The sequence below is a fragment of the Rhizobium sp. WSM409 genome (genome assembly GCF_057653825.1).
The window spans coordinates 1681608-1704866 of sequence record NZ_CM172794.1; the positions used below are offsets into that span (position 1 = coordinate 1681608).

Genomic DNA, 23259 nt, shown 5'->3' on the forward strand with positions numbered 1-23259 from the left:
CTTTTTTAGTTCAGAAGTTTGGAAGGCCTCGCCATCGTGCGGGGCCTTTTTCTTTTATCCAGGGCAGTTTCATTCTCGCCGCCTACTCCATTGTGTTTAGTCATCTTGAACAACAAATAGTTGCATTAGCGTATAATTAGATGCAGATTTCGCTGATGGTGGGAGGGACCTGAAAATGACTGCAAAGCATGATATGAAGAAGCTCGTGGAGGAAATCTATGCTGTGCGTGACCGCGGTGATATCGAGGGCACGCTGGCGCTGACTGGTGAGGATTGCACCTTTCGCATTGTCGGCAATGCACGGCTGGGGCCTTTTTCGTCTGAAGCAGCCGGGCCCCATGCCTTTCGTCAAGCAATAACGCAGCTTATCACTGAATGGGATCTGTCAGCTATCAGGACAGTCGGAATCCATGTGGACGAGGACGACCATGTGGTTTTTGCGCATCGCGAAGGCGAGGTCAGGTATATCCCGTCGGGCGTGAGCTTCCATACGGAATTCGTCGACAAGATCCATTTCAAGGACGGGAAGCCAGTCAAGATTGTCGAATTCCTCGACACGCTGCAGGTCGCCGAGACGAGCCAGATTATCCAAATCGCTTAGAGCATGTCGCGCAAAACTGCGCAGCGGTTTTGCGCAGAACGAAAGTCGGAGCCTCCAAGCTTCGACTTTGAAGTCATCCATGATTTCCGGGCGACAGGGCGTCAGCCGCCGTTGCAAGAATTGCCGCTCAATGCGCTGTCAGCTGTGCGACTTTCCTGACATGGCTCACGGCTGCGGCGCCGCCGGCGGTCTGTGTGAAGAGGTGGAGCGTTTCCTCTTCGTCGTCGGCGACCGGCGTCAGAGCCTGATCCATGTAGGTCTTCGACTTTGCATTCCTTGAAATCAGGAATGCCGAAATCGTCAGGCCAATGATCGTGCCGGCGAGCGAAACATGTTTGCGGAAGGTTTCCCAGGCAAAGCGCGGCCAGAAGACCAGCGGATTCTCGCGCGGCAGGTCCGGGCGCCGCTCCGACGGCGTCTTCAGGCGCAGCAGGCCGCTTTGCAGCGGGTGCACGTTTTCCAGCGGCACGGTGGTGGCGAAGGAGACGAGAACCTTGACGAGCCTTGCGAGTGGCACGCCGGTTGCCACGGCGCGGCGTAGCAGCGTCTTCATATGATCAGGCGAATAATAGAGCGCCCAGGCCTCGTGGTAGATGTCTTCCCATTCCTGCTTGCTCATCTTCGGATGCGCGGTGCAGACGTGCTCGACATCGTAGATGTTGAGATCGGCATCCATGTCGACGCCCTTCTTCCACAGGACCTGATGGTCCTCGGAGCCGGGCAGCGGCGTCAGGATGAAGAATTCGATGACGTCGAGCGGCAGCTCTTCCTGGATGATCGCGATGTCGCGGCGGATCGATTCCGGCGTGTCGGCGGGAAAGCCCAGGATATAACCGGCCAGCGTCATGATGCCCTGCGCCTTCCAGGCGAGCAGCATCTTGCGGTATTCGGTGATCTTGTTCTGGTTCTTCTTGGCGGCGGTCAGATTGTCGGGATTGACGTTTTCGAGGCCGATGAAGACTCGGGTGACGCCGGCGCGCCGGGATTTCTCGATGAAATTAGGGATCTTGTGGCAGAGCGTGTCGACCTGGATCATCAGGCCGAGCGGAATGCCGTCCCGCTCCTTGAGCTCGATCAACCGGTCGAAGATCGCTTCCCAATCCTTGTTGCGGGCGAAATTGTCGTCGGTGATGAAGAATTTGTGGATGCCCTGCGCCCAGTTCATCCGCACCAGCTTTTCGACGTCGTCGGCCGAACGGAAGCGCGACTTGCGTCCCTGCACGTTGATGATGGTGCAGAACGAGCACTGATAGGGACAGCCACGTCCGGCATCGAAGCTGGTGCTGAGCCCGAGCGTGCGCTGGATATTGTCCTTCGGCAGGAAAGGAACCGGCGTGCCGCCGATGCCGGGAAGGTCGTTCATGAAATTATAGAGCGGCTTCAGCTCGCCGGCGGCGGCATCGCGCAGCACCATGTCGAGCCGGCCCTCGGCCTCGCCGGCAAACATCGAGATGCCCATATCGCGGCAGGCGTCGAGCCCGACCGCCTTGCCATCCAGCATCGACAGGCAGCCGGAAACATGAAAGCCGCCGATCGTAACCGGCAGGCCGGCATCGCGGAAGGGGCGGGCGATATCGAGGGCGCGCGGATATTGGTTGGTCTGGACGCCGACGAGCGAAATCATGCCGAAATTGTCGTGACGCTTGAACTGCGCCAGCAGTCCGGCGACATCGATCCGCGTATTGGTCTCGTCGATCACGGTGATATCGATCGCCGTATCGTCGCCGAGCACCTTGCGCTCGGCGCATTCGGCGGCAATGCCGTAAAGAGCCGCCAGTGAATTGGACGGAATCATCGCCCGCCACCAGCGGATGACGTAGCCGTCATCGTCATAATGCGACGGCTTGATCAGGATCAGCTGAAAACGTCTGCGCGCAACTTCCAAGATATGGGACAAGAGTATCTATCTTTCTTTAGAAGCTTTTGCCCGAAGGCAAAATGGCGTTGAAGGCATCTATCAGGCACCACACATCAATGCGATTTAGGGAGGTCAAACTAAGGCATAAAAAAACGGCACGGCGTGCAAACGCTTCGCGAAGTGTATCATTCCTCAATATACTACCCAATATCGAGCAGCAATGCGCGATGGTCGGAGACTTCGGGCGCCTCGACCACCTCGAATTTGGCAACCTTCACCCCCGGCGTCGCCAGCATGTAGTCGGCAAAGCGGCCCTGCTTCAGATAGTAGGAGGTTCGCGTGTCTACAAGGCCGCTTCCGGTGACAAGGTCGGAAAGCCCAAGTCTGGCGAGAATCGCAAAGGTCGCGCTATCAGGCAGCACGTTGAAATCGCCGCAGACGACGAGCCCTTCGTCGCCGGGCCAGACGCCCTCGATGAGCCTCACCAGTGCTGCTGCCTGCTCGTCGCGCGCCGCCGTGTCGCCCTTGCCTGCGGGATCGCGCAGGCCATGCATGTGGGCGATGGTTACGGTAGAAGCGCACTCATGGCTGAAGAGACGGATGCAATGGGCGTTTCGCGGCCGCGGATGTTCGCCCCAGCCATCCGCCGAAAAACGGCCATGCACGAAGTCCAGCCCTTGAGCGATGACGGAATGCGTTTTGCGCACGAAGGTCGCGAGCCCGAATTCGGCGACAATGGCGCTATCGCCATTGAAAAGCTCGCCTCTCGAGGTCGGGCAGAAAAAGCCGTCGTGGCCGGGCAGGGCGGTGCTGATCTCGGTAAAGAGATTGAAGCGCTGCGGCAATTCGACATCGCCGTCCCGATAGACCGACCAGCCTGAGCGGGTGCCGGGTGCGCGCAAAACTTCCTGTAGGCACAGCACGTCGGGATCGGCCGTCGTCACATATTCAATCAGTGCCTCATGAAGCCTGCCGCCCCATGCGTTCAGCGAGATGATGCGCAATGTCATTCCGCTCCGTTTGGCGGCAGGACTTAGAAGGCCGATCCCTCGACGACGCGACGGACTTTAGAGTTCCGACTTGATGTCGCCCATCCGGTTCCAGGCATCGAGCCCGGCGATCTTGTAGGCTTCGGCGAGCGTCGGATAGTTGAAGGTGTTCTCGACGAAATATTCGACCGTGCCTTTGAGGTTGAGCACCGCCTGGCCGATATGCACCAGCTCGGTGGCGCCTTCGCCGACGATATGCACGCCGAGCAGGCGGCGGGTCTTCAGCGAGAAGATCAGCTTCAGAAGCCCGGTGTCGAGGCCCATGATATGACCGCGCGACGTTTCGCGGAAGCGGGCAATGCCGCATTCATAGGGAATACCGCGCTCCTTCATCTCTTCTTCGGTCAGGCCGCAGGTCGAAATCTCCGGCACGGCATAAATGCCATAGGGGAAATATTTCGGCGGCTCCTTGGCGACCGCGCCGACCGCGACGCGGGCGGCGATGCGGCCCTGTTCCATCGAGGTCGAGGCAAGGCTCGGAAAGCCGACGACGTCGCCGGCGGCATAGATGTTGGCAACCGATGTCTGGAAGGTTTCCGGATTGACCTTGAGACGGCCGCGGCTGTCGGCTTCGAGGCCGATGGCCTGAAGATTCAGCGCATCAGTCGCCCCCATGCGGCCGGCGGCGAAAAGCACCATGTCGGTCGTCAGGCGTCGGCCGCTGTCGAGCGTCAGTTCGACCTTGCCGTTTTCGAGCCTCTCCACCTTGTCGGCCTTCTGGCCGAGCAGCAGCTTCATGTTGCGGTCGCGCAGCTGGTAGGTAAAATCCTCGATGATTTCCTTGTCGATGAAGTCGAGCATTGTCGCCTTCGGGTCGATAACGGTGACGGCGGTGTCGAGCGCGCTGAAGATCGTCGCATATTCGATGCCGATGACGCCGGCGCCGATAACCACCATCGATCGCGGCAGGTCCTGGATGTCGAGCAGTTCGTCGCTGTCGAGAACGGTCTTGCCGTCGAAGGGCATGTAATCGGGACGGAACGGTTTTGTGCCGACGGCAAGCAGCACGCTGGCGGCGGTGACCTGCGTGGTCTCGCCGTCATCCTTGATCACCTGCAGCGTCGACGCATCGATGAAGCTTGCCTTGCCGCGAATATGCTGCACGCGGTTTCGGGCGAACTGGTGTTCCAGCACCTCGACCTCGTGGTTGAGCGTAATCAGCAGGCGACGCCGCAGGTCATCTGCACTGATCTCTTCCTTGACGCGGTAAGACCGGCCGTAGAAGCCGCGTTCGCGCCAGCCGGAAAGATTAAGCGCAGTCTCGCGCAGCGTTTTGGAAGGGATGGTGCCGGTATGCACGGATACGCCGCCGACGCGTTTGCCTTGCTCGATGACAAGCACTTTCTTGCCGAGTTTTGACGCCTGGATCGCGCCGCGGCGCCCTGCGGGGCCGCTGCCCACCACAACGAGATCGTACTGAAGCATCATCAAGCCCCGGATTGGAAAGGAATCATATTGCGACGCAAAATGTCGCCCGTCCATCGTTAGCCGGTCAATGTTACAGATTGTTTTACGGCCACCTGATTGGTCCTGACGGGTGCTTTTTCGGGCAAGTGAGCCCTTCGAGAAACAGCTTACGCCATGGGTCCTAGCCGACGAACACCGGCAGGGGCGCTTGCCATGCTCGATGGCTCGACGGCTTTTCATGCATGGGTGATGTAGTCCGCGGAAATATCGCCCACCTTGGTGACGCCGAGCAACGCCATATTGCTATGCAGTTCCGTCTTCAGGATATCGGCCGCCTTGAGCACACCCGGTAGGCCCGCGACGGCTGCGGCATAAAGGAACGGCCTGCCCACGAACACGAAACAGGCCCCGAGTGCGAGGGCCTTCATGATGTCCGTTCCACGCCTGAAACCGCCATCGACCATGACGGCAACGCTGTCGCCGACACGGGACGCAATCTCCGGAAGGACCTGAAGGGGAGATGCGGTGCCGTCGAGCTGGCGGCCGCCATGATTGGAGACGATCACGCCATCCGCTCCGGTGTCGACAGCCAGGGCCGCGTCGTCAGGATGCATGATCCCCTTGACCACGAGTTTGCCGGACCACCTGTTGCGTATCCGCTCCAGATGGTTCCAGTTGAGATGGTCGCGCCTGCCGAAATCGCGCGTCACATTCGAAGAGATGATCGGCGCGCCTCTTGTGGCGTAGGAATTTTCAAAATGCGGAATGCCGTGCCGGACGATCGTGCGCAGGAATGTGCCGGTGGTCCAGCGCGGGTGCGAGATGCCCTGCCACGCCAGGCGGAGACCGGGACGCAGAGGTGTCGAAAATCCGGCCCTTACATTGTTTTCACGGTTTGGCAGCGTGGCTGTGTCCACGGTCAGCAGAAGCGTGCGCAAGCCGGCCGCGCCGACGCGATCGATCAAAGCATCGATACGGTCGGGTTCGCCGGGGAGATAGGCCTGAAACCATGCTTGCGGCGAAACTGCAGCTATCTCTTCCAAGGGGATAAGTGATGAACCGCTTATGATCATCGGGATTCCCGATTGATCCGCTCCTTGCGCAAGCACGATGTCACCTCGATAGGCCATCAGCGCGCTGATACCCATCGGCGCGATGCCGAATGGCGCGGCATGGGTCTTGCCGAAGAGGCTCGTCTCGGTGCTGCGTTTCGAGACGTCCCGAAGGACACGAGGCCGGAAGGCATAGGCCTGGAAAGCTTCTGCGTTATGCCGCAGCGACGCATTGGTCTCGGTCGCGCCTGCGATATAACCAAACAGAGGCTTTGGCAGATGTCGCCGCGCCTTTATTTCAAAGTCATCGAGGCAGAGCACGTCGCGGCAGAGCCGGGTCGTTCGGTCGGTGTTGCCGCTGCGAATCGTCATGGAGCTTCATCTTCTCGGGTATTTCGGGCGGGCATTGTCCAGTGAGTAGCGGTGCAGGACTGCATACAATCCCGCACCACCGACTGCTGTCAACTCCAGCATTCAGCAGTCTTCTCGCCTCAGGCTTCTCGCGGGGATGGACCAGGGCAGGTCGACGAGCCGGGGCTCTGCATCTCGTCGGCGAGCAGCCGCAATGTTTGTTCAGATTAGCTTCAGCCCCTTCAGGCTGACATGGCCGTCCTTGCCGATGATGACGTGGTCGTGGACGGTGATATCGAGCGCCTTGGCGGCATCGATGATCACCTTCGTCATGTCGATGTCGGCGCGGGATGGCGTGGGATCGCCGGAGGGGTGGTTGTGCACGAGGATCAGCGCCGTCGCCGAAAGCTCGAGCGCGCGTTTGACCACCTCGCGCGGATAGACCGGCGTATGGTCGACCGTACCGCGGCCCTGCACCTCATCGGCGATCAGCACATTGCGCTTGTCGAGGAAGAGGATGCGGAACTGCTCGCGGGTCTCATGCGCCATGGCGGCATGGCAATACTGGATGACCGAAGACCACGAGGACAGGACCTGTTTGCTCCTGAGTTCGCTCTTCAGCGTCCGGTGGGCGACAGTCGAGATCAGCTTCAGGTCGAGCGCCACGGCCTCGCCGACACCTTTGACTTCCGTCAGCAGCGTCGGTGGTGCGCCGAAGACGCCCGAAAGCGAACCGAAACGCTCGATCAGCGCCTTGGCGATCGGCTTTGTGTCGCGCCGCGGGATCAGGCGGAAAAGCAAGAGCTCGAGGATTTCGTAATCGGCAAGCGCAGTGTCGCCGAGCTCGCGGAAGCGGTCACGCAACCGCTCGCGATGGCCGTGATAATGCTCTTGGCCGGCAAGCGAGGCGGGCAGGGCCGTCCTGGAATTCGGCGCGGACGGCTTTTGCGGCTGACCTGCAAAGAACGAACGTTCGTCGGCGGCAATCGGCTCTTGCGTCTTGAAAGGCAGCTCGTCGTCGGAGGATATCGAAACGGGCCCCTTCGCCATCGGATTGTCACCCGTTGTGGGAAGGCAGACCGGGGCGGTCGAGGCCACCCGGCGACAGCGTGAAGATCTCGCAGCCATCGGAGGTGACGCCGACTGTATGTTCGTACTGCGCCGACAGCGAGCGGTCGCGGGTCACCGCCGTCCAGCCGTCAGCCAGCACCTTCACATGCGGCCGGCCGAGGTTGATCATCGGCTCGATGGTGAAGATCATGCCTTCGCGCAGCTCCGGCCCTTCATTGGCACGGCCGTAATGCAGGATATTCGGCGAATCGTGGAACAGCCGGCCAACGCCATGGCCGCAGAAATCGCGCACCACCGAACAGCGCTCGGCTTCGGCATAGGTCTGGATCGCCTCGCCGATCGCGCCGGTACGAGCACCGGGCCTGACGGCGGCAATGCCGCGCATCAGCGATTCATAGGTGACCTCGAGCAGTCGCTCGGCAGCACGCTTGACGACGCCGACGGGATACATCCGGCTGGAATCGCCGTGCCAGCCGTCGAGCACAAAGGTGACGTCGATATTGACGATATCGCCGTCACGCAGCGGCTTGTCGTTCGGAATGCCATGGCAGACGACGTGGTTGATCGAGGTACAGGTCGATTTGGTATAACCGCGATAGTTCAGCGTCGCCGGATAGGCGCCGTGATCCATGCCGAAATCGAAGACGAACCGGTCGATCTCATCGGTCAACAGGCCGGGCTTGACGATGTCGGCAAGCGCATCGAGGCAGCGCGCGGTCAGCTGACATGCCCTGCGCATACCCTCGAATGCTTCAGCGTCATAAAGCCGGATGGCGCCCGTATTCTTCGGGGGCGCGGTAGAGGCTTCGATATAGTTCACCATTGCAGGGCCTTAGCGGAGATTGTTAGATTTGTTCATAATGCAGCTATGCCGGGTTCGTCCATCACGATCAACTGCCAGGACGAGATTTCTGGACAGATCCGATCAGTCCAGTCTGCAGCTTTCCACATCCGTTCGACGGACAATCAACGGTCCGGCTGGAATATCCACAATCTTCCCAATGGGATAGGATTGATTGCGTGAAGCCTCCCCGCTACTCACCGATTGGTGACAGCGGGGAAGGGTCGATCATGCTGAATGAAGCCGCAAATCTTGAAAATTCACCCGGGGCCGGCGGCGAGCCGGAACGGCGCGTGCGTGATCGCGGCGCCACCGAGCGCGCAATTCTTGCCGCCGCCAAGGGGCTGCTCGCCGAAGAAGGCTTCCAGAATTTCGGCATCAACGCGGTCGCCCGCCGCGCCGGTTGCGACAAGCAGCTGATCTATCGTTACTATGGCGGCCTCGACGGCTTGGTCGAGGCGATTGGCGCCGATCTCGGCACATGGGTGAAGGACCGCATTCCGGAAGACGCCGGCGGCATGTTCCTGCTCACCTATGGGGACCTGATGGAACGGCTGTCGCTCCTCCTCCTCGATGCCTTGAGAAACGATCCGCTGATGCGCCGCATCCTCGCCTGGGAGATATCGGAAAACACCGAGCAGGTGAGGCGGTTGTCCGAGGCGCGTTCGAAGGCGCTTGCTCTCTGGCTAGAGCGCATGCGCGGCTCGCTGGCGCCGCCGAAGGGCGTGGATGCAGCAGCCGTCAACGCCATCGTCATCGCCGCGATCCAGCATCTCGTGCTCGCCGCCGCAGCCGGTGGGCAGTGCGCCGGCCTGTCGCTGAAAACGCCCAAGGACTGGGAGAAGGCGGCACTAGCGCTGAAGCGCATCGTCCGCGGCGTCTACGGCTGATACCTGGCTCATCCACAGGGGGCGGGCGCCGCGTTAACCTTAACAAATGGTTTACGTTGCGTGGGGGTGGTTAAGCCGACAGTGTGGCGGTGAGCAGAGATGGTATGAGTAGAAGCCCCGAGTGACGCCCATGGGAACCAAAATCGCTAAAGTCGCGTTTCTGGTGACGGCAATGATGTTTTTCGCAGTTCTGGCGCTGGATATCGCAATTCCCGCGCTGGTGCTTTGCATCATGGCATTGTCGGTCTGGTTGGTCTCCCTCGATCTGCCCGTGGCGCGCAAGCATGGAGGAGAGGCCGCATGAAGTGGTTTCTGATCTTCTGGGCCGGCCCCATCGTCTTTCTGGGCGGATGGTACTGGCTCTCCTATTACGACATGAGTTTCGGCATCTTCATGCTGAGCCGGCAGGTCCATGACCTGACCTTCGAGCTTTACGGCAAGGCGCTTGGCATTCCGCCGGAGACCATCCCGCCGCTCGTTGCCCGCGCGATTGCGGTGGACAGCCTCGTCGTCTTCGCCATTATCGGTCTGCGGAAGCGCAAGTCGATCATCGCCTGGTGGAAGGCGCGTCAGGCGTTGAATTCGTCTCCATCTGACCTTGCCAGCAAGGAAAGCCTGTCGAGCGCGCCCTGAAGGATGAAGCTTGCCGCGGCCGAATCGATCCGTTCGGCCCGCTTGGCGCGCGAGACGTCCATTTCGAGCAGCGTCCGTTCAGCCGCAACCGTCGAAAGCCGCTCATCCCAATAGACGAAGGGCAGCGCCGTCTTCTGCTCCATGTTGCGCACGAAGGCGCGCGTTGCTTGCACGCGCGGACCCGCCGATCCGTCCATGTTCATCGGCAGGCCGATGACGAAGCCTGCAACCTTTTCAGATTGTGCGAAGTCCAAGAGCGCCTGAGCATCGATGGTGAACTTGACGCGGCGGATCACTGTGCGTGGCGTGGCGAAACGCCGCCCGAGATCGGACATCGAAAGCCCGATCGTCTTGGTGCCGAGATCGAGGCCGGCAATCGCCTGTCGCGGGACAAGCGTCTCGGCCATTTCCTCGATCGTCAACACCGTCATCGCCATTTCATCCCGTCAAAACAAATTGAAGTCGCCGCCGCTTTTCTTTGCGGCCGCATAAGATATGTCCTTAAAGCATGTCGCGCAAAAGTGTGCCGCGGTTTTGCGATAACGACATGCGTAAAAACAAAGATCTAAAATGCTGGAGCGAATCTGAAAGATTGCGACGCGTTTTAGGGCATGACGCCGAAAAGTGTGAGCGGTTTTCGGACGACATCATGCTCTCATTCTTTGATGTGGCATCGAAACCGGCTTTGCATCCCATAATAAAGGAGACATTTCATGAAGATCACCTGGCTCGGCCATTCCGCCTTCCGCATCGAGACAGCAAAGGCGAAGATCCTGCTCGACCCATTCCTCAGCTATAACGCCTCTTTCTCCGGCCAGGATATTAAGGATGTTTCCGCAGGCATTACCCACATCCTGTTGACGCATGGCCATGGCGATCATGTCGGCGATACCGTGGCACTCGCCAAGGAAACCGGCGCCGTCGTTCTTGCCAATGCTGATCTCGCCGCCTGGCTCGGCTCCAAGGGCGTCGACAAGATCGAGATGGGCAATACCGGCGGCACGATCGCGCTCGGCAGCTTCTCGGCGACCTTCACCAATGCGCTGCATTCCTCCGCCCAGATCACCGAGGACGGTGTCTCGCACGCGCTCGGCAACGCCAACGGCCTGATGCTGCATTTCGACGACGAAGCTTCGATCCTTGCCATGGGCGATACCGACATCTTCTCGGACATGGCGCTGATCAATGAATTGCACCAGCCTGATATCGGATTCGTGCCGATCGGCGACCGCTTCACCATGGGCGGCGCGGTAGCAGCCCTTGCCTGCCGGCGTTATTTCAACCTCAAGACCGCAATCCCCTGCCACTACGGCACCTTTCCGATCATCGACCAGACGGCCGAAAAATTCGTTGCCGGCATGGACGGATCGAAGACGGATGTGAAGGCGATCAGGCCTTCCGAGAGCCTGTCGATCTGACGAAACCCCGTTGCGTCAGGCGGACATGGCCTTTATAGCGGGTAGGAAAAATCCTATCCGGAGAACGTCATGTCCGTCGATCTTGCCACCGTGAAGCGTGTCGCCCGCCTTGCCCGTATTGCCGTCTCCGAGGACGAGGCAAATCGCATGGTCGGCGAGCTGAACGGCATCCTTGGCTTCGTCGAGCAACTCTCCGAAGTGAATGTCGACGGCGTCGAGGCGATGACGTCGGTTACCCCGATGGCGATGAAGAAGCGGACCGATGAGGTGACCGACGGCAGCAAGGCAGCCGATATCGTCGCCAATGCGCCCGTCACCGACCATAATTTTTTCCTGGTGCCGAAAGTCGTCGAATAAGGCTTCGAAGCCTCTTTCCGACCCTGTTGCCATTTCCAGATCTGAAGCGAAAACACGATGAGCGAACTCACCAGCCTGACCATTGCCGAAGCCCGCCAGAAGCTGCGCGCCAAGGAAATCACCGCGATCGAACTGACCGAAGCCTATATCTCGGCGATCGATGCGGCCAATGGCCGGCTTAACGCTTATATCAAGGTCACGCCGGATCTCGCCCGCGTCATGGCGAAGAACTCCGACGAGCGCATCGCTGCCGGCAAGGCCGGCGAACTCGAAGGCATTCCGCTCGGCATCAAGGATCTCTTCGCCACCGTCGGCGTTCACACCCAGGCCTGCAGCCACATTCTCGATGGTTTCGAGCCGCGTTATGAATCGACCGTGACGCAGAACCTCTGGGATGATGGCGCCGTCATGCTCGGCAAGCTGAACATGGACGAATTCGCCATGGGCTCGTCCAACGAGACCTCGCATTACGGCCCGGTGATCAATCCCTGGCGTGCCGCAGGCTCCAACCAGCAGCTCGTTCCGGGCGGCTCGTCGGGCGGTTCGGCCGCAGCCGTCGCAGCGCATCTTTGCGCCGGCGCCACGGCGACGGATACCGGCGGCTCGATCCGCCAGCCGGCCGCCTTCACCGGCACCGTCGGCATCAAGCCGACTTATGGCCGTTGCTCGCGCTGGGGCACCGTCGCCTTCGCTTCTTCGCTCGACCAGGCAGGTCCGATCGCCCGCGACGTCCGCGATGCCGCGATCCTTTTGAAGTCGATGGCAAGCGTCGACGCAAAGGACACGACATCGGTCGATTTTCCGGTGCCGGATTACGAAGCAGCTCTCGGCCAGTCGCTGAAGGGCATGAAGATCGGCATCCCGAACGAATACCGTGTCGACGGCATGCCGGATGAGATCGAGACCCTCTGGCGCCAGGGCATCACCTGGCTGAAGGATGCCGGCGCCGAAATCGTCGACATCTCGCTGCCGCACACCAAATACGCCCTTCCGGCCTATTACATCGTCGCCCCCGCCGAGGCATCCTCGAACCTCGCGCGCTACGACGGCGTGCGCTACGGCCTGCGCGTCGACGGCAAGGATATCGTCGACATGTACGAGAAGACGCGTGCCGCGGGCTTCGGCAAGGAGGTCAAGCGCCGCATCATGATCGGCACTTATGTGCTGTCGGCAGGCTATTACGATGCCTATTACATCCGCGCCCAGAAGGTCCGCACGCTGATCAAGCGCGATTTCGAACTCGCCTTCGACGCCGGCGTCGATGCCATCCTGACGCCGGCAACGCCGTCGTCCGCCTTTGGCGTTGCCGATGAGAACCTCGCCGCCGATCCGGTGAAGATGTATCTGAACGACATCTTCACGGTGACGGTCAACATGGCGGGCCTGCCCGGCATCGCCGTGCCGGCCGGCCTCGACCATAAGGGACTGCCGCTCGGCCTGCAGCTGATCGGCAAGCCCTTCGACGAGGAAACCCTCTTCAAGACCGCCCACGTCATCGAGCAGGCAGCCGGCCGGTTTACGCCGGCCAAGTGGTGGTAACGGATCTAACGATCCCAGGAATAGCGGCTGCCGACCACGAAACGTCGGCGCCGTCGGCTTTGCCGCATGGTTGACTGATTGATAGCCGGAACCAGGAGAAGGTTTTATGGCCAGCAATGATCTTGCGCAATTAATCGAGGCCGTTGATCGCCTTGCTGCCGGCGGTTTCACCATGGGCGCGGATTGGCAGGCGGTCCACGACATCTGCCAGCGCCACGAAGGCGAACAACCGTTCGACTGGGGCCACGCGCTTTGCCATCGCATCGAGGGCGATGACTGGAACGCCGATTATTGGTATCGCCGCGCCGGCAAGGTGCGCGGCACGGGCACGATGGCCGACGAGTGGTCGGCGATGCGGACGGAACTCTCTGCAAAGGCTTGATACCCCCGATCGCGCCCGTTCGAGACGCGATCGGGAGTGCCGCTATTACCTGTTGTTCAACTGCGACCTCACCAAGCTCAGCCCTCTTTCGGTGATCCGGTAGGGGTGGCCGCCTGAGGACTTGATTGCCCTCAGCCGCTTCAGCCTGCGGAAGAGATCGAGGTCGACGCCGGGATAGAGCCAGCCGTCGCGGGTGAAGCAACTGACCGCCTCGATCTTCCTGTCGTCGTCGCGGGTAATTTCGATGCGGCCGCCTTGGGCCATGAGATGCAGGATGCGCTGCTCCGTGCGAGAAATGTCCATGTGTTGAGATCCGGTATCGCGCCCGGCAGGGCGCACAAAAACGATCTGGCGCTCATTCGAACGTCAGGGCTTCGTTTTTTTCGGGCCCATGCGCGCAAGCGGACTTGCGGGCAGGGCCTTTACCGGATCTCAGGCAGGCTCAACATAAAACACCTCGATAAGACCTATTATTCAGCCTGGAAAATTCGGTCAAGAGCGTACTTGCCTCTCAAAACCAGTCGAAAACCGCGGTTTCGGTCGATCATCCCGTTGGAGCTACTGGTAAAATCCGCGACTCAGTGGTCTAGTTGACGGGTAACGCGGAGGTGTCGTTGATCCACATTCGCAATGCCCGCGACGGTGAAGCGGTGCTATTGAGCGAGATCGGGCTCAGGGCCTGGCAAAATGCGATGGCGTCGATCGGCGAATCGGACGCGATGATCGATGCAGCGCGCAACGCCTTCCGGAACTTCGTGGAAAACGACTGGTTGACCATCACCGTCGTCGAGCAGAACGGCCAGGTCGCAGGCTGGGCGGCGCGCGAGGGATTGGACGAAACCATCTCGGATTTCTGGATCGATCCCGCCTTCACCCGCCAGGGCCTCGGTTCGGCCCTTCTCGTCCGCATCGAAAAGGAGATCGCTGATCAGGGCCTCGAGAAGGCGGCGATGCAGACCCATTCCGGCAATAGCGAGGCGATCGGCTTCTTCCGGAAGCACGGCTACAGCATCCATTGGCTCTCTGTTGCCTACAATCCGAAGCTCGACCGAGACGTGCCCTCCGTTGGACTGACGAAACAGCTCGTTTCGGATGGCCAAGGCGGGTATGGGCTGGAATTCTGATGATTCAAAAATGCTGAGGCAGGAGAGGGCTCCATTGCGGCAAGAAGGCCAGCACAGCAATCAGTGCGCCGTGTAGGATCAGGATCGCCGCCAGGATTGACCGGAACGGCTCCTTTCTCGTCTTGTGCCGCAGCAACTGCTGTGCAGCCAGCGCGCCCAGGCTACCGCCGATCAGCGCAAGGATGAGAAGCGTGCGTTCGCTGATACGTCGCCTGCCGTGGCGCGCCGCCTGCTTGTCGAAGAAATAGATCGAGAACACCAAGAGGTTCAGCGCCAGAAACAGCAAGGCCCATTTGATAATATCGGTCATCGTCATCGGGGAACCCTACCGCGGCTGCGTTAACGGACGGCAAAACCGCGATGCAGCCGATGGCGAAAGCCTTGCACCGGCACGCCATTTCCTTTACCTCACCAGTGGAAAAGAACAGCCTGCAAAGAGCATCAGATGACCCTTGTCGACGTCCGCACGCCTGATCCGAAACGCTTCATCCCCGGCGCCACCGGCGACTGGGAGGTCATCGTTGGCATGGAAGTCCATGCCCAGGTGCTGTCCAATTCGAAGCTCTTCTCCGGCGCCTCGACGGAATTCGGCAAGCCGCAGAATTCGAACGTCTCGCTGGTCGACGCCGCCATGCCCGGCATGCTGCCCGTCATCAACGAGGAGTGCGTCAGGCAGGCCGTGCGCACCGGCCTCGGCCTGAAAGCCCAAATCAACAAGCGCTCGCTCTTTGATCGCAAGAACTATTTCTATCCCGACCTGCCGCAGGGCTATCAGATCTCGCAGTTCAAGGATCCGATCGTCGGCGAGGGCAAGATCGTCATTTCACTCGGACCTGACCGCCAGGGCCAGTTCGAAGATATCGAGATCGGCATCGAACGCCTGCATCTGGAGCAGGATGCCGGCAAGTCGATGCACGACCAGCACGCGACCATGTCCTATGTCGATCTGAACCGTTCCGGCGTCGCGCTGATGGAGATCGTCTCGAAGCCCGACATGCGCTCGTCCGACGAGGCCAAGGCCTATATGACCAAGCTGCGTTCGATCGTGCGTTACCTCGGTACCTGCGACGGCAACATGGACGAAGGCTCGATGCGGGCCGACGTCAACGTCTCCGTCCGCCGGCCGGGCGAGGATTTCGGCACGCGTTGCGAGATCAAGAACGTCAACTCCATCCGCTTCATCGGTCAGGCGATCGAATATGAAGCCCGTCGCCAGATCGGCATTCTGGAAGAAGGCGGCAAGATCGATCAGGAGACCCGCCTCTTCGACCCGGGCAAGGGCGAGACGCGTTCGATGCGCTCCAAGGAGGATGCGCACGACTATCGTTATTTCCCCGATCCGGATCTGCTGCCGCTCGAATTCGACGATGCCTTCATCAAGGCGCTCGAAGTGCATCTGCCGGAGCTGCCCGACGACAAGAAAGAGCGCTTCGTGCGCGAACTCGGCCTGTCGATCTACGACGCCTCGGTGCTCGTTTCCGAAAAGGCGATCGCCGACTATTACGAAGCCGTCGCCGCAGGCCGTGATGGCAAGATGGCCGCCAACTGGGTGATCAACGATCTGCTCGGCGCGCTGAACCGCACCGGCAAGGACATCGAGCAGACCCCGGTTTCGCCGGCCCAGCTCGGCGCCATCATCGATCTCATCAAGGCCGAAACCATCTCCGGCAAGATCGCCAAGGATCTCTTCGAGATCGTTCTGACTGAAGGCGGCGATCCGGCCGAGATCGTCGAAGCGCGAGGCATGAAGCAGGTGACGGATACCGGCGCGATTGAAAAGGCCGTTGACGAGATCATCGCCGCCAATCCTGACCAGGTCGAAAAGGTCAAGACGAAGCCGACCATGGCGGCCTGGTTCGTCGGCCAGGTGATGAAGGCGACCGGCGGCAAGGCCAATCCGCAGGCTGTCCAAGCCCTCGTCAAGGCAAAGCTCGGCATCGAGGAATAAGCGAGTGTATTTTGTCCGCACCGCCGGCGAGCGCGACCTGGAAAAGGTCCGCGCCCTGCTGGTGGAGAGCTTTCATGCCACCTATGACAGCCTGCATGGCAGGGCCAAGGTGGAGGATCTGATCACCCATCTCTTTTCGCCGGCGGCACTGAAGACGCGCCTCGTGCGAAAGGATGCCGAGTTCCTCGTTGCCGATGACGGCCGCAATATCGGCGGCATGGGTTATGCGGCAATGTCGCAGCAACTGACGAAGACGGTCATGCTGCATCTCCTCTATGTCAGGCCGGCGCTGCAGCGCCAGGGCATCGGCCGCGATATCTTCGCCGAACTCGAAACCTGCTTTCCGGATGCGGAAATCATGCGCCTCGAAGTCGAGCCGCAAAACGCTGCGGCGATCGCCTTCTATCAGATGCACGGCTTCACCGAGGTCGGCCGCAACGAGAACAACGGGGCTGGACAATCCGGCATTCCGGCGCTGATCTTCGAAAAGCCGCTCGAAGGGCATTGAGAGCGTGGCGGTCGAGTGGCCCGATATTCCCATTCGCCAGGCAAGCAGGGAAGATCTGCCGGCGCTCTTGGCAATGTCGGCGCGCTGATGATTGAATTCGCCATTGCCGAGGCAAAAGGCCGCGGTATCGGGCGGGTTGCGGTGACCTCGAATGCGATACGCAAGGATGCCCATCGTTTCTATGAAAGGCTGGGCTTCAAGCCCTCGCTTCTGGGCTTCAAGATGGCTTTGAAATGACCCGTGGCGGTCGCGGAATCGCTGGACAATTCAGCTTGGCGACGGCATAAGCGAGGAAACGAATTCTGGTTTGGCTCGCATCTGGCGGGCACAAGGAAAAGACATGTGGAATCTTCTGGTTCAGACCTTTACCTGGTGGAACGGTCAGACGATGGGCACGCGTTTTGCGACCTGGCGTTTTGGCAAGCGCGTCGGCGAGGATGAATTCGGCAACGTCTACTACGAAGGCGGCATGTCTTCCTACGGTCTGCCGAAGCGCTGGGTGATCTACAAGGGTTATGCCGAAGCCTCCGCCATTCCGCCGGGCTGGCATGGCTGGATGCATCATCGCACCGACGTGCCGCCGTCCAAGGAGACTTACGTCGCCAAGGAATGGCAGAAGCCGCACCGTCCCAACCATACCGGTTCGCCGCAGGCCTATCGTCCGCCGGGCTCCATCGCCGTTCCGGGCGAACGTCCGCGCGTCACCGGCGATTATGACGCTTGGACGCCGGGCAACTGAGACGGCCCGACCGGGCAATCCCAAGACCCGGCTTTTGGCCACAATTGACCTTTACCCGCAGGTTGGCCGCGCTTGACCGCGGCCGTGAACTGAAAATGTCTGGAGACGGGTACACATGAAGCTCTTCACGCGGAACAAGGTCCTGCGTGCCGCCGGATCGCTGCTGGCGCTCTCGGCCCTGCTTCCGCCGGCTGCGGCAAATGCCGCACGCATCGAAAATCCGGTTGCCGTCTTCTCCGGCCTCGACAAGATCACCGGCCGCATCACGACCTTCGACGTCTATGTCAATGAGACGGTACAGTTCGGTGCGCTGCAGGTGACACCGAAGGCCTGTTATTCGCGCGACCAGTCGGAAGCACAGAAGATCGACGGTTTCGTCGAGGTCGATGAGATCACCCTCGACCGCAAGATCCGCCGCATCTTCACCGGCTGGATGTTTGCCGCCAGCCCTGGCCTCAACGCCGTCGAGCACCCGATCTACGACGTCTGGCTGAAGGACTGCAAGGCAAACTCGGATGTTCCGGCTCCTGACGGTGCCAAGGCGACAGCTCGCTAGCGCCTCTCATCACGCTTTACAGCGCCGCACGCCTTTTCAGACACACAAACAACGACGCTGTAACACTTTGAGTGACGCAGCAACCTGGATGAGCCTATGCGGTGGGTGTCTTGTTCCTCTTGAAAAGGCCCTTGGCAAAGCGAAGCGCACCGGCGAACACAATGAAAACGAGGATGCCGCCCTTTTTGAGGAAGGCGAGGGCGAGTGCCAGCAATCCCACCTTGGCAGCAATCTTGGCGCCCGCGCCCGCAGCGATCATTCCCGCCATCCCATAGGCCGCGATCTTGTCGCCCTCGACGTAGTCGGTATAGGCCATTCCCTTGTCGAACTGCACGAGCTTGGTGACGGTCGGGATGACACCCTCGATCTCTTTCAGCTGGTCGAGGCCGGCGACGAAGTTGAATTGAAATACGCCCTCGCGGCCGAACACACGCACGGAATAGTTCAGCGTGTGCTGCTTATCGTCGCCGAACATTAGATCACGCGCCCAGTGCAGCGTATGCGCGAATTTGTCGTAGTGCGGCGTGGATGCCCAGCCGACAAGCGTGATCTTCGGAAAACCCTGCTTTTCGCGCTCGACGTTGTTTTCCCTGATGGAATCCTTGATGTTCTGCAGCAATTCGTCGTAATTGGTCGTGGCGACATCGACGTCCGAGACATAGCCGTCGGCGCTGTGTTCCACGGTGGAACCCCAGGCCTCTATATCGGTCGGCGCGTATTTCGCCGGGAAGATCATCCCCATCGTTCCCTCCGCCGCCGCCGGAGGATTTCCCCAGATATCGACGAGTACCGTCATCGCGTCGGCAGGGCTGAGATAGTAGAAGTCGGCGGGCACGTTCAGCGTTGCCTTCGCTTCAGGCAGCTTGATCACACCCTGCTGAAAATCGAGCTTCTCCAGCACCGGCTTTTCCGCGTCGGAAAAATCGGTCCTGTTCGGGTACATATCCTGGTAGGGACGTGCACCGGCTTGACCTGCAAATAAGGTCAAAAGGATTGCGGCAGCAAAATATCGTTTCAAAATTCTATCCCCCGTTGCATTTTTGAACCTAGCCAAATCGGCTGGAAAATCAACGTACGGATGAAACGATCGGGCTTAAAATGTAAGGTGCGGCGACTCCATCGCCGCGGCAAGCATCCCGGCATAGTCGGTCTTCGGAACGTCGATCGCTCCGAATGTCTTCAGGTGTTCGGTGGTGAACTGCGTGTCGAGCAGGGTGAAGCCCCTTTGCCGCAGCCGGTCGACCAGATGCACGAGGCAGATCTTCGAGGCATCCGTCCGGCGCGAAAACATGCTTTCGCCGAAGAAGGCCGAGCCGAGCGAGACGCCGTAGAGGCCGCCGACTAGTTCATCGCCCTCCCAAGCTTCGACGGTATGGGCATGGCCCATGTCGAAGAGCGTCGAATAAAGCGATCTGATCGTCCTGTTGATCCAGGTGCTCGGACGCCCGGATGTCTCCTCCGCGCAGGCGGCGATGACCTGATCGAAAGCGTGATCGAAACGGATCACGAAGGGCTTCTTGCGCACCGTCTTGGCAAGGCTTTTCGACACATGGAAATGGTCGAACGGCAGCACGCCGCGCAGTTCCGGTTCGACCCAGAAAATTTCCGGGTCGTCGGCGGATTCGGCCATCGGGAAGAGGCCGATGGAATAGGCGCGCAGGAGAATGTCAGGGGTTATGCCTGGTGACTTCCTGCGCGATCCTGCCATTCCTGTCCTATGCCGCCGGTGTGTTGGCGAGGTAGTCTTCCAGCCAGTGGATGTCGTAGTCGCCGTTGGCGATATCCTGGTTGGAGACGAGATCCTGGAATAGCGGCAGCGTTGTATTGATGCCGTCGACGACGAATTCGTCGAGCGCCCGGCGCAGGCGCATCATGCATTCGACGCGGGTACGGCCGTGCACGATCAGCTTGCCGATGAGGCTGTCGTAATAAGGCGGGATCTTGTAGCCCTGATAGGCACCGGAATCGATGCGCACGCCGAGACCACCCGGCGCGTGGAAGTGCGTGATCGTACCGGGTGAGGGCACGAAGGTGCGCGGGTGCTCGGCATTGATACGGCACTCGATGGCGTGACCGGAAAAATGCACTTCGTCCTGCGTCACCGACAGACCGCCGCCGGAAGCGACGCGGATCTGCTCGTGCACGAGGTCGATGCCGGTGATCGCTTCGGTGATCGGATGTTCCACCTGCAGGCGGGTGTTCATTTCGATGAAGTAGAACTCGCCGTTCTCGTAGAGGAATTCGATCGTGCCGGCGCCGCGATATTTCAGCTTCTTCATGGCGTCGGCGCAGATCTGGCCGATCTTCATGCGCTGCTCGACGTTGAGGGCCGGCGAATTCGCCTCTTCCCAGACCTTCTGATGGCGCCGCTGCAGCGAGCAGTCGCGCTCGCCGAGATGGATGGCATTGCCTTCGCCGTCGCCGAACACCTGGATTTCGATGTGGCGCGGCTTGCCGAGATATTTTTCCATGTAGACGGCATCGTTGCCGAAGGCGGCTGCTGCTTCCGTGCGGGCCGTCGACCAGGCCTCGATCACGTCGGCCTCGCTCTTGGCGACCTTCATGCCGCGTCCGCCGCCGCCGGCCGTGGCCTTGATTAGCACCGGATAGCCGATTTCGGCGGCCGTCTTCAGCGCATCCTCTTCGGTCTTCACCTCGCCGTCCGAGCCTGGAACGACGGGAATGCCGAGTTCCAGCGCCGTCGTCTTGGCGGTGATCTTGTCGCCCATGATGCGGATATGGTCCGCCGTCGGCCCAATGAAAGTGATGCCGTGGGCTTCGAGGATATCGGCGAACTTGGCATTCTCCGACAGAAAGCCGTAGCCCGGATGCACGGCGTCGGCACCGGTGATCTCGCAGGCGGCGACGATCTGGTGGATGTTGAGATAGCTCTCGCGCGAGGAGGGTGGGCCGATGCAGACACTTTCGTCGGCAAGGCGCACATGCATGGCATCGGCGTCGGCGGTGGAATGAACCACGACGCAGGCGATGCCGAGCTCCTTGCAGGCCCGGAGCACGCGAAGGGCGATTTCTCCGCGATTGGCGATGAGGATTTTCGAAATCATGGGCATGGGCCTATTCGATGACGACGAGGGCTTGGCCGTATTCGACGGGATGTCCGTCATCGACGAGGATCTCGGTCACCTTGCCTGACTTCGGCGAAGGGATCTGGTTCATCGTCTTCATCGCTTCGATGATGATCAACGTCTGGCCTTCCTTGACGGTTGCGCCGACTTCGATGAAGGGACGCGCGCCCGGAGCCGACGCCATATAGACGGTGCCTACCATCGGTGCATTGACGACATTGGCCGGGTTGCGGCTGGGAGCTGCGGCTGGCGCGGCAGCGGCTGCCGCAGCGGGCGCGGCAAAGGCCGGTGCGGCGATCGGCGCCTGAACATATTGCGGCGTGCCGGCGCGCGAAACGCGGATGCGCAGGTCGTCCTGCTCGACCTCGATCTCCGTCAGATCCGTTTCGTTGAGAATATTGGCGAGATCGCGGATCAGTGCCTGGTCGATACCCGATTTCTTTTCAGCCATGGTGTTGCCCTGTCTTATTCTTATGCCGTGATGTTCTTCAGCGCGTGGAGCGCCAGGATGTAGCTGTGAGGCCCGAAGCCACAGATCACGCCTTTGCATGCCGGCGCGATCATCGACTTGTGGCGGAATTCTTCCCGTGCATGCACGTTGGATATGTGGAGCTCGACGACGGGAATGGAAATAGCGCGGATCGCATCATGCAGCGCGACCGATGTATGCGTATAGGCGCCTGCATTGATGGCAACGCCGACGGCCTTTTCGTCGGCCTCATGGAACCAATCGACGAGCGTGCCTTCGTGATTGCTCTGGCGGAAGTCGATATCGAGGCCGAGCTCGCGCCCTGCAGCCTTGCAGTCCGCCTCGATGTCCTTGAGCGTCTTGCCGCCATAAATGCCGGGCTCTCGTTTACCCAGCATGTTCAGGTTGGGGCCGTTCAGGACAAAAATCGTTTGCGTCATCGAATGTTCCGTAAAAGGTACGACGGCAACCTATAGACTCCGCGAAGGCTGAATGAAAGCCCTTACGGAATGGCCAGCGGCAATCGTGCCACATTTGTCCACATGGTTGAAACACTTAGATTTTGGCGATTTGATGAGCTGGCGGCTGGCGGCTGCTTTGCTCAGCAGGCAGTCTTGCCGCAGCTGCGCATGTTCTTGACCTTGGCTTCGAGATCGTCGAGCCCGACGGCGCCAGGCACCAGTTCGTTGCCGATCACATAGGAGGGCGTGCCGCTGATGCCGAGACTGGAGGCGAGCTGGTAGGTCGCCTGGACTATACCGTCATTCGGGCTCTTTGCCATCTCGGCGCGGATCTTGTCCGCGCTGACGCCGAGCGAAGCGGCGACCGCGATCGCTGTTTCGTCGGAGGCACGGCCTTCGGTGCCGAGAAGGGCAACGTGGAAATCGGCATATTTCTCCGGTGCGAGCTTGCGGAAGGCGTCGGCCACCTTGTGGGCGGCGACCGAATCCGGCCCGAGGATCGGGAATTCCTTGAGGATGAAACGGACGTTCTTGTCCTTCTTCAGCATGGCCTGCATGTCGGGAAGCGCATGGCGGCAGTAGCTGCAATTATAATCGAAGAATTCGACGACAGTGACATCGCCCTTGGGATTGCCGAGCGTGACGTCGTTCTTTGAATCGAAAATGTCGGTGGTGTTCTCTTCGATCGCCATATTGGCTTTCACCGACCGCTGGGCCTCCTGCTTCTTCTGCAGCGCATCCTGGACTTCCAGCATGATCTCGGGATTCTCGATCAGGTATTGCTTGATGAATTCGCCGAACTCCTTCTTCTGCTGGTCGTCGAGCGCTGCCGCGGGAAGCGGAAGGGCGATCGATGCGGCAAGCGCCAGTGCGGTGAAGGTCTTCGGGAAGAATGCCATGTTATCCTCGTCATCGGCGG

28 protein-coding genes and 1 pseudogene are annotated in these 23259 nt (G+C 60.2%); 14 read left to right on the forward strand and 15 right to left on the reverse strand.

Features of this window, described 5'->3' with window-relative positions:
- Nucleotides 1-175: 175 nt before the first annotated feature.
- Nucleotides 176-601: a nuclear transport factor 2 family protein gene (locus tag AC25BC_RS08480; protein WP_012757255.1), complete on the forward strand. Its 426-nt coding sequence runs from the start codon at nucleotides 176-178 to the stop codon at nucleotides 599-601.
- A gap of 127 nt (nucleotides 602-728) precedes the next feature.
- Here the strand turns inward: AC25BC_RS08480 and AC25BC_RS08485 are convergent, their stop codons facing one another.
- The 6 genes from AC25BC_RS08485 to map form a co-directional block, all read right to left on the reverse strand.
- Nucleotides 729-2498 (reverse strand): B12-binding domain-containing radical SAM protein, encoded by a 1770-nt coding sequence (locus tag AC25BC_RS08485; protein WP_012757256.1) that lies wholly within the window; start codon nucleotides 2496-2498, stop codon nucleotides 729-731.
- 161 nt (nucleotides 2499-2659) lie between these two features.
- Nucleotides 2660-3469 (reverse strand): endonuclease/exonuclease/phosphatase family protein, encoded by an 810-nt coding sequence (locus AC25BC_RS08490; RefSeq protein ID WP_017993779.1) that lies wholly within the window; start codon nucleotides 3467-3469, stop codon nucleotides 2660-2662.
- A 57-nt stretch (nucleotides 3470-3526) separates the two neighbouring features.
- Nucleotides 3527-4933, reverse strand: a complete 1407-nt coding sequence (sthA, locus tag AC25BC_RS08495; RefSeq protein WP_026157329.1) for a Si-specific NAD(P)(+) transhydrogenase — start codon at nucleotides 4931-4933, stop codon at nucleotides 3527-3529.
- 218 nt (nucleotides 4934-5151) lie between these two features.
- A complete protein-coding gene (locus AC25BC_RS08500; protein WP_017993781.1) occupies nucleotides 5152-6339 on the reverse strand; it encodes an alpha-hydroxy acid oxidase in 1188 nt (395 codons plus the stop codon).
- Between the two features lie 201 nt (nucleotides 6340-6540).
- Nucleotides 6541-7368: a RadC family protein gene (gene radC, locus AC25BC_RS08505; RefSeq protein WP_012757259.1), complete on the reverse strand. Its 828-nt coding sequence runs from the start codon at nucleotides 7366-7368 to the stop codon at nucleotides 6541-6543.
- Between the two features lie 7 nt (nucleotides 7369-7375).
- Complete coding sequence (gene map, locus AC25BC_RS08510) at nucleotides 7376-8212, reverse strand: type I methionyl aminopeptidase (RefSeq protein WP_012757260.1); 837 nt, start codon at nucleotides 8210-8212, stop codon at nucleotides 7376-7378.
- 248 nt (nucleotides 8213-8460) lie between these two features.
- On the opposite strand from map, the gene AC25BC_RS08515 reads away from it, so the two are divergent.
- The 3 genes from AC25BC_RS08515 to AC25BC_RS08525 all read left to right on the forward strand — a co-directional run bounded on the left by AC25BC_RS08515 (nucleotide 8461) and on the right by AC25BC_RS08525 (nucleotide 9753).
- Complete coding sequence (locus tag AC25BC_RS08515) at nucleotides 8461-9120, forward strand: TetR/AcrR family transcriptional regulator (protein ID WP_012757261.1); 660 nt, start codon at nucleotides 8461-8463, stop codon at nucleotides 9118-9120.
- Nucleotides 9121-9250: 130 nt separating this feature from the next.
- Entirely contained in the window at nucleotides 9251-9424 is a 174-nt protein-coding gene (locus AC25BC_RS08520) for a hypothetical protein (RefSeq protein ID WP_012757262.1), read from the forward strand.
- Nucleotides 9421-9753, forward strand: a complete 333-nt coding sequence (locus AC25BC_RS08525; RefSeq protein WP_003558937.1) for a DUF6105 family protein — start codon at nucleotides 9421-9423, stop codon at nucleotides 9751-9753. Before AC25BC_RS08520 ends, AC25BC_RS08525 begins: the two co-directional genes overlap by 4 nt.
- On the opposite strand, the gene ruvX is transcribed toward AC25BC_RS08525, so the two are convergent.
- Nucleotides 9690-10184, reverse strand: coding sequence for a Holliday junction resolvase RuvX (gene ruvX / locus AC25BC_RS08530; protein ID WP_012757263.1), 495 nt, complete (start codon nucleotides 10182-10184; stop codon nucleotides 9690-9692). The genes AC25BC_RS08525 and ruvX overlap by 64 nt on opposite strands.
- A gap of 282 nt (nucleotides 10185-10466) precedes the next feature.
- On the opposite strand from ruvX, the gene AC25BC_RS08535 reads away from it, so the two are divergent.
- The 4 genes from AC25BC_RS08535 to AC25BC_RS08550 all read left to right on the forward strand — a co-directional run bounded on the left by AC25BC_RS08535 (nucleotide 10467) and on the right by AC25BC_RS08550 (nucleotide 13449).
- Nucleotides 10467-11171 (forward strand): metal-dependent hydrolase, encoded by a 705-nt coding sequence (locus AC25BC_RS08535; RefSeq protein WP_128439361.1) that lies wholly within the window; start codon nucleotides 10467-10469, stop codon nucleotides 11169-11171.
- A 69-nt stretch (nucleotides 11172-11240) separates the two neighbouring features.
- Nucleotides 11241-11528, forward strand: a complete 288-nt coding sequence (gene gatC, locus AC25BC_RS08540; protein ID WP_003558942.1) for an Asp-tRNA(Asn)/Glu-tRNA(Gln) amidotransferase subunit GatC — start codon at nucleotides 11241-11243, stop codon at nucleotides 11526-11528.
- A gap of 57 nt (nucleotides 11529-11585) precedes the next feature.
- The gene (gatA, locus tag AC25BC_RS08545) at nucleotides 11586-13067 is read left to right on the forward strand and encodes an Asp-tRNA(Asn)/Glu-tRNA(Gln) amidotransferase subunit GatA (protein ID WP_017993860.1); all 1482 of its coding nucleotides are present in this window, start codon (nucleotides 11586-11588) and stop codon (nucleotides 13065-13067) included.
- A 106-nt stretch (nucleotides 13068-13173) separates the two neighbouring features.
- Nucleotides 13174-13449, forward strand: coding sequence for a hypothetical protein (locus AC25BC_RS08550; RefSeq protein WP_012757266.1), 276 nt, complete (start codon nucleotides 13174-13176; stop codon nucleotides 13447-13449).
- A gap of 45 nt (nucleotides 13450-13494) precedes the next feature.
- Here AC25BC_RS08550 and AC25BC_RS08555 read toward each other — a convergent pair whose 3' ends face one another.
- Nucleotides 13495-13752: a YjhX family toxin gene (locus tag AC25BC_RS08555; protein ID WP_012757267.1), complete on the reverse strand. Its 258-nt coding sequence runs from the start codon at nucleotides 13750-13752 to the stop codon at nucleotides 13495-13497.
- A 311-nt stretch (nucleotides 13753-14063) separates the two neighbouring features.
- Here AC25BC_RS08555 and AC25BC_RS08560 point away from each other — a divergent pair, with 311 nt between their 5' ends.
- Nucleotides 14064-14573: a GNAT family N-acetyltransferase gene (locus AC25BC_RS08560; protein WP_128439362.1), complete on the forward strand. Its 510-nt coding sequence runs from the start codon at nucleotides 14064-14066 to the stop codon at nucleotides 14571-14573.
- Between the two features lie 4 nt (nucleotides 14574-14577).
- On the opposite strand, the gene AC25BC_RS08565 is transcribed toward AC25BC_RS08560, so the two are convergent.
- Nucleotides 14578-14889 (reverse strand): DUF1294 domain-containing protein, encoded by a 312-nt coding sequence (locus AC25BC_RS08565; protein ID WP_020486962.1) that lies wholly within the window; start codon nucleotides 14887-14889, stop codon nucleotides 14578-14580.
- 129 nt (nucleotides 14890-15018) lie between these two features.
- On the opposite strand from AC25BC_RS08565, the gene gatB reads away from it, so the two are divergent.
- The 5 genes and pseudogenes from gatB to AC25BC_RS08590 all read left to right on the forward strand — a co-directional run bounded on the left by gatB (nucleotide 15019) and on the right by AC25BC_RS08590 (nucleotide 18324).
- Entirely contained in the window at nucleotides 15019-16521 is a 1503-nt protein-coding gene (gene gatB / locus AC25BC_RS08570) for an Asp-tRNA(Asn)/Glu-tRNA(Gln) amidotransferase subunit GatB (RefSeq protein WP_012757270.1), read from the forward strand.
- A gap of 4 nt (nucleotides 16522-16525) precedes the next feature.
- Nucleotides 16526-17029: a GNAT family N-acetyltransferase gene (locus AC25BC_RS08575; protein WP_128439363.1), complete on the forward strand. Its 504-nt coding sequence runs from the start codon at nucleotides 16526-16528 to the stop codon at nucleotides 17027-17029.
- Nucleotides 17030-17104: 75 nt separating this feature from the next.
- A pseudogene (locus tag AC25BC_RS08580) lies at nucleotides 17105-17266 on the forward strand (GNAT family N-acetyltransferase); the annotation flags it as partial.
- A 103-nt stretch (nucleotides 17267-17369) separates the two neighbouring features.
- Complete coding sequence (locus AC25BC_RS08585; protein ID WP_020049728.1) at nucleotides 17370-17768, forward strand: NADH:ubiquinone oxidoreductase subunit NDUFA12; 399 nt, start codon at nucleotides 17370-17372, stop codon at nucleotides 17766-17768.
- Between the two features lie 115 nt (nucleotides 17769-17883).
- Complete coding sequence (locus tag AC25BC_RS08590; protein WP_012757274.1) at nucleotides 17884-18324, forward strand: DUF2155 domain-containing protein; 441 nt, start codon at nucleotides 17884-17886, stop codon at nucleotides 18322-18324.
- Between the two features lie 94 nt (nucleotides 18325-18418).
- Here AC25BC_RS08590 and AC25BC_RS08595 read toward each other — a convergent pair whose 3' ends face one another.
- The 6 genes from AC25BC_RS08595 to AC25BC_RS08620 form a co-directional block, all read right to left on the reverse strand.
- Entirely contained in the window at nucleotides 18419-19342 is a 924-nt protein-coding gene (locus tag AC25BC_RS08595) for a DUF2167 domain-containing protein (RefSeq protein WP_128439364.1), read from the reverse strand.
- A 75-nt stretch (nucleotides 19343-19417) separates the two neighbouring features.
- The gene (gene aat, locus AC25BC_RS08600) at nucleotides 19418-20032 is read right to left on the reverse strand and encodes a leucyl/phenylalanyl-tRNA--protein transferase (RefSeq protein WP_128439365.1); all 615 of its coding nucleotides are present in this window, start codon (nucleotides 20030-20032) and stop codon (nucleotides 19418-19420) included.
- Nucleotides 20033-20039: 7 nt separating this feature from the next.
- Nucleotides 20040-21395: an acetyl-CoA carboxylase biotin carboxylase subunit gene (accC, locus tag AC25BC_RS08605; protein ID WP_017993867.1), complete on the reverse strand. Its 1356-nt coding sequence runs from the start codon at nucleotides 21393-21395 to the stop codon at nucleotides 20040-20042.
- A gap of 4 nt (nucleotides 21396-21399) precedes the next feature.
- Entirely contained in the window at nucleotides 21400-21861 is a 462-nt protein-coding gene (accB, locus tag AC25BC_RS08610; RefSeq protein WP_012757278.1) for an acetyl-CoA carboxylase biotin carboxyl carrier protein, read from the reverse strand.
- A 20-nt stretch (nucleotides 21862-21881) separates the two neighbouring features.
- Entirely contained in the window at nucleotides 21882-22319 is a 438-nt protein-coding gene (gene aroQ, locus AC25BC_RS08615; RefSeq protein ID WP_011651695.1) for a type II 3-dehydroquinate dehydratase, read from the reverse strand.
- Between the two features lie 161 nt (nucleotides 22320-22480).
- Nucleotides 22481-23239, reverse strand: coding sequence for a DsbA family protein (locus AC25BC_RS08620; protein WP_017993868.1), 759 nt, complete (start codon nucleotides 23237-23239; stop codon nucleotides 22481-22483).
- Nucleotides 23240-23259: the final 20 nt, after the last annotated feature.

Bases quoted from the DNA above. Each gene is read 5' to 3' on its own strand.
- AC25BC_RS08480 (WP_012757255.1), top strand. From the start codon at position 176: ATGACTGCAAAGCATGATATGAAGAAGCTCGTGGAGGAAATCTATGCT.
- AC25BC_RS08490 (WP_017993779.1), bottom strand. From the start codon at position 3,469: ATGACATTGCGCATCATCTCGCTGAACGCATGGGGCGGCAGGCTTCAT.
- sthA (WP_026157329.1), bottom strand. From the start codon at position 4,933: ATGCTTCAGTACGATCTCGTTGTGGTGGGCAGCGGCCCCGCAGGGCGC.
- AC25BC_RS08500 (WP_017993781.1), bottom strand. From the start codon at position 6,339: ATGACGATTCGCAGCGGCAACACCGACCGAACGACCCGGCTCTGCCGC.
- radC (WP_012757259.1), bottom strand. From the start codon at position 7,368: ATGGCGAAGGGGCCCGTTTCGATATCCTCCGACGACGAGCTGCCTTTC.
- map (WP_012757260.1), bottom strand. From the start codon at position 8,212: ATGGTGAACTATATCGAAGCCTCTACCGCGCCCCCGAAGAATACGGGC.
- AC25BC_RS08515 (WP_012757261.1), top strand. From the start codon at position 8,461: ATGCTGAATGAAGCCGCAAATCTTGAAAATTCACCCGGGGCCGGCGGC.
- AC25BC_RS08520 (WP_012757262.1), top strand. From the start codon at position 9,251: ATGGGAACCAAAATCGCTAAAGTCGCGTTTCTGGTGACGGCAATGATG.
- AC25BC_RS08525 (WP_003558937.1), top strand. From the start codon at position 9,421: ATGAAGTGGTTTCTGATCTTCTGGGCCGGCCCCATCGTCTTTCTGGGC.
- ruvX (WP_012757263.1), bottom strand. From the start codon at position 10,184: ATGACGGTGTTGACGATCGAGGAAATGGCCGAGACGCTTGTCCCGCGA.
- AC25BC_RS08535 (WP_128439361.1), top strand. From the start codon at position 10,467: ATGAAGATCACCTGGCTCGGCCATTCCGCCTTCCGCATCGAGACAGCA.
- gatC (WP_003558942.1), top strand. From the start codon at position 11,241: ATGTCCGTCGATCTTGCCACCGTGAAGCGTGTCGCCCGCCTTGCCCGT.
- gatA (WP_017993860.1), top strand. From the start codon at position 11,586: ATGAGCGAACTCACCAGCCTGACCATTGCCGAAGCCCGCCAGAAGCTG.
- AC25BC_RS08550 (WP_012757266.1), top strand. From the start codon at position 13,174: ATGGCCAGCAATGATCTTGCGCAATTAATCGAGGCCGTTGATCGCCTT.
- AC25BC_RS08555 (WP_012757267.1), bottom strand. From the start codon at position 13,752: ATGGACATTTCTCGCACGGAGCAGCGCATCCTGCATCTCATGGCCCAA.
- AC25BC_RS08565 (WP_020486962.1), bottom strand. From the start codon at position 14,889: ATGACGATGACCGATATTATCAAATGGGCCTTGCTGTTTCTGGCGCTG.
- gatB (WP_012757270.1), top strand. From the start codon at position 15,019: ATGACCCTTGTCGACGTCCGCACGCCTGATCCGAAACGCTTCATCCCC.
- AC25BC_RS08585 (WP_020049728.1), top strand. From the start codon at position 17,370: ATGTGGAATCTTCTGGTTCAGACCTTTACCTGGTGGAACGGTCAGACG.
- AC25BC_RS08590 (WP_012757274.1), top strand. From the start codon at position 17,884: ATGAAGCTCTTCACGCGGAACAAGGTCCTGCGTGCCGCCGGATCGCTG.
- aat (WP_128439365.1), bottom strand. From the start codon at position 20,032: ATGGCAGGATCGCGCAGGAAGTCACCAGGCATAACCCCTGACATTCTC.
- accC (WP_017993867.1), bottom strand. From the start codon at position 21,395: ATGCCCATGATTTCGAAAATCCTCATCGCCAATCGCGGAGAAATCGCC.
- accB (WP_012757278.1), bottom strand. From the start codon at position 21,861: ATGGCTGAAAAGAAATCGGGTATCGACCAGGCACTGATCCGCGATCTC.
- aroQ (WP_011651695.1), bottom strand. From the start codon at position 22,319: ATGACGCAAACGATTTTTGTCCTGAACGGCCCCAACCTGAACATGCTG.
- AC25BC_RS08620 (WP_017993868.1), bottom strand. From the start codon at position 23,239: ATGGCATTCTTCCCGAAGACCTTCACCGCACTGGCGCTTGCCGCATCG.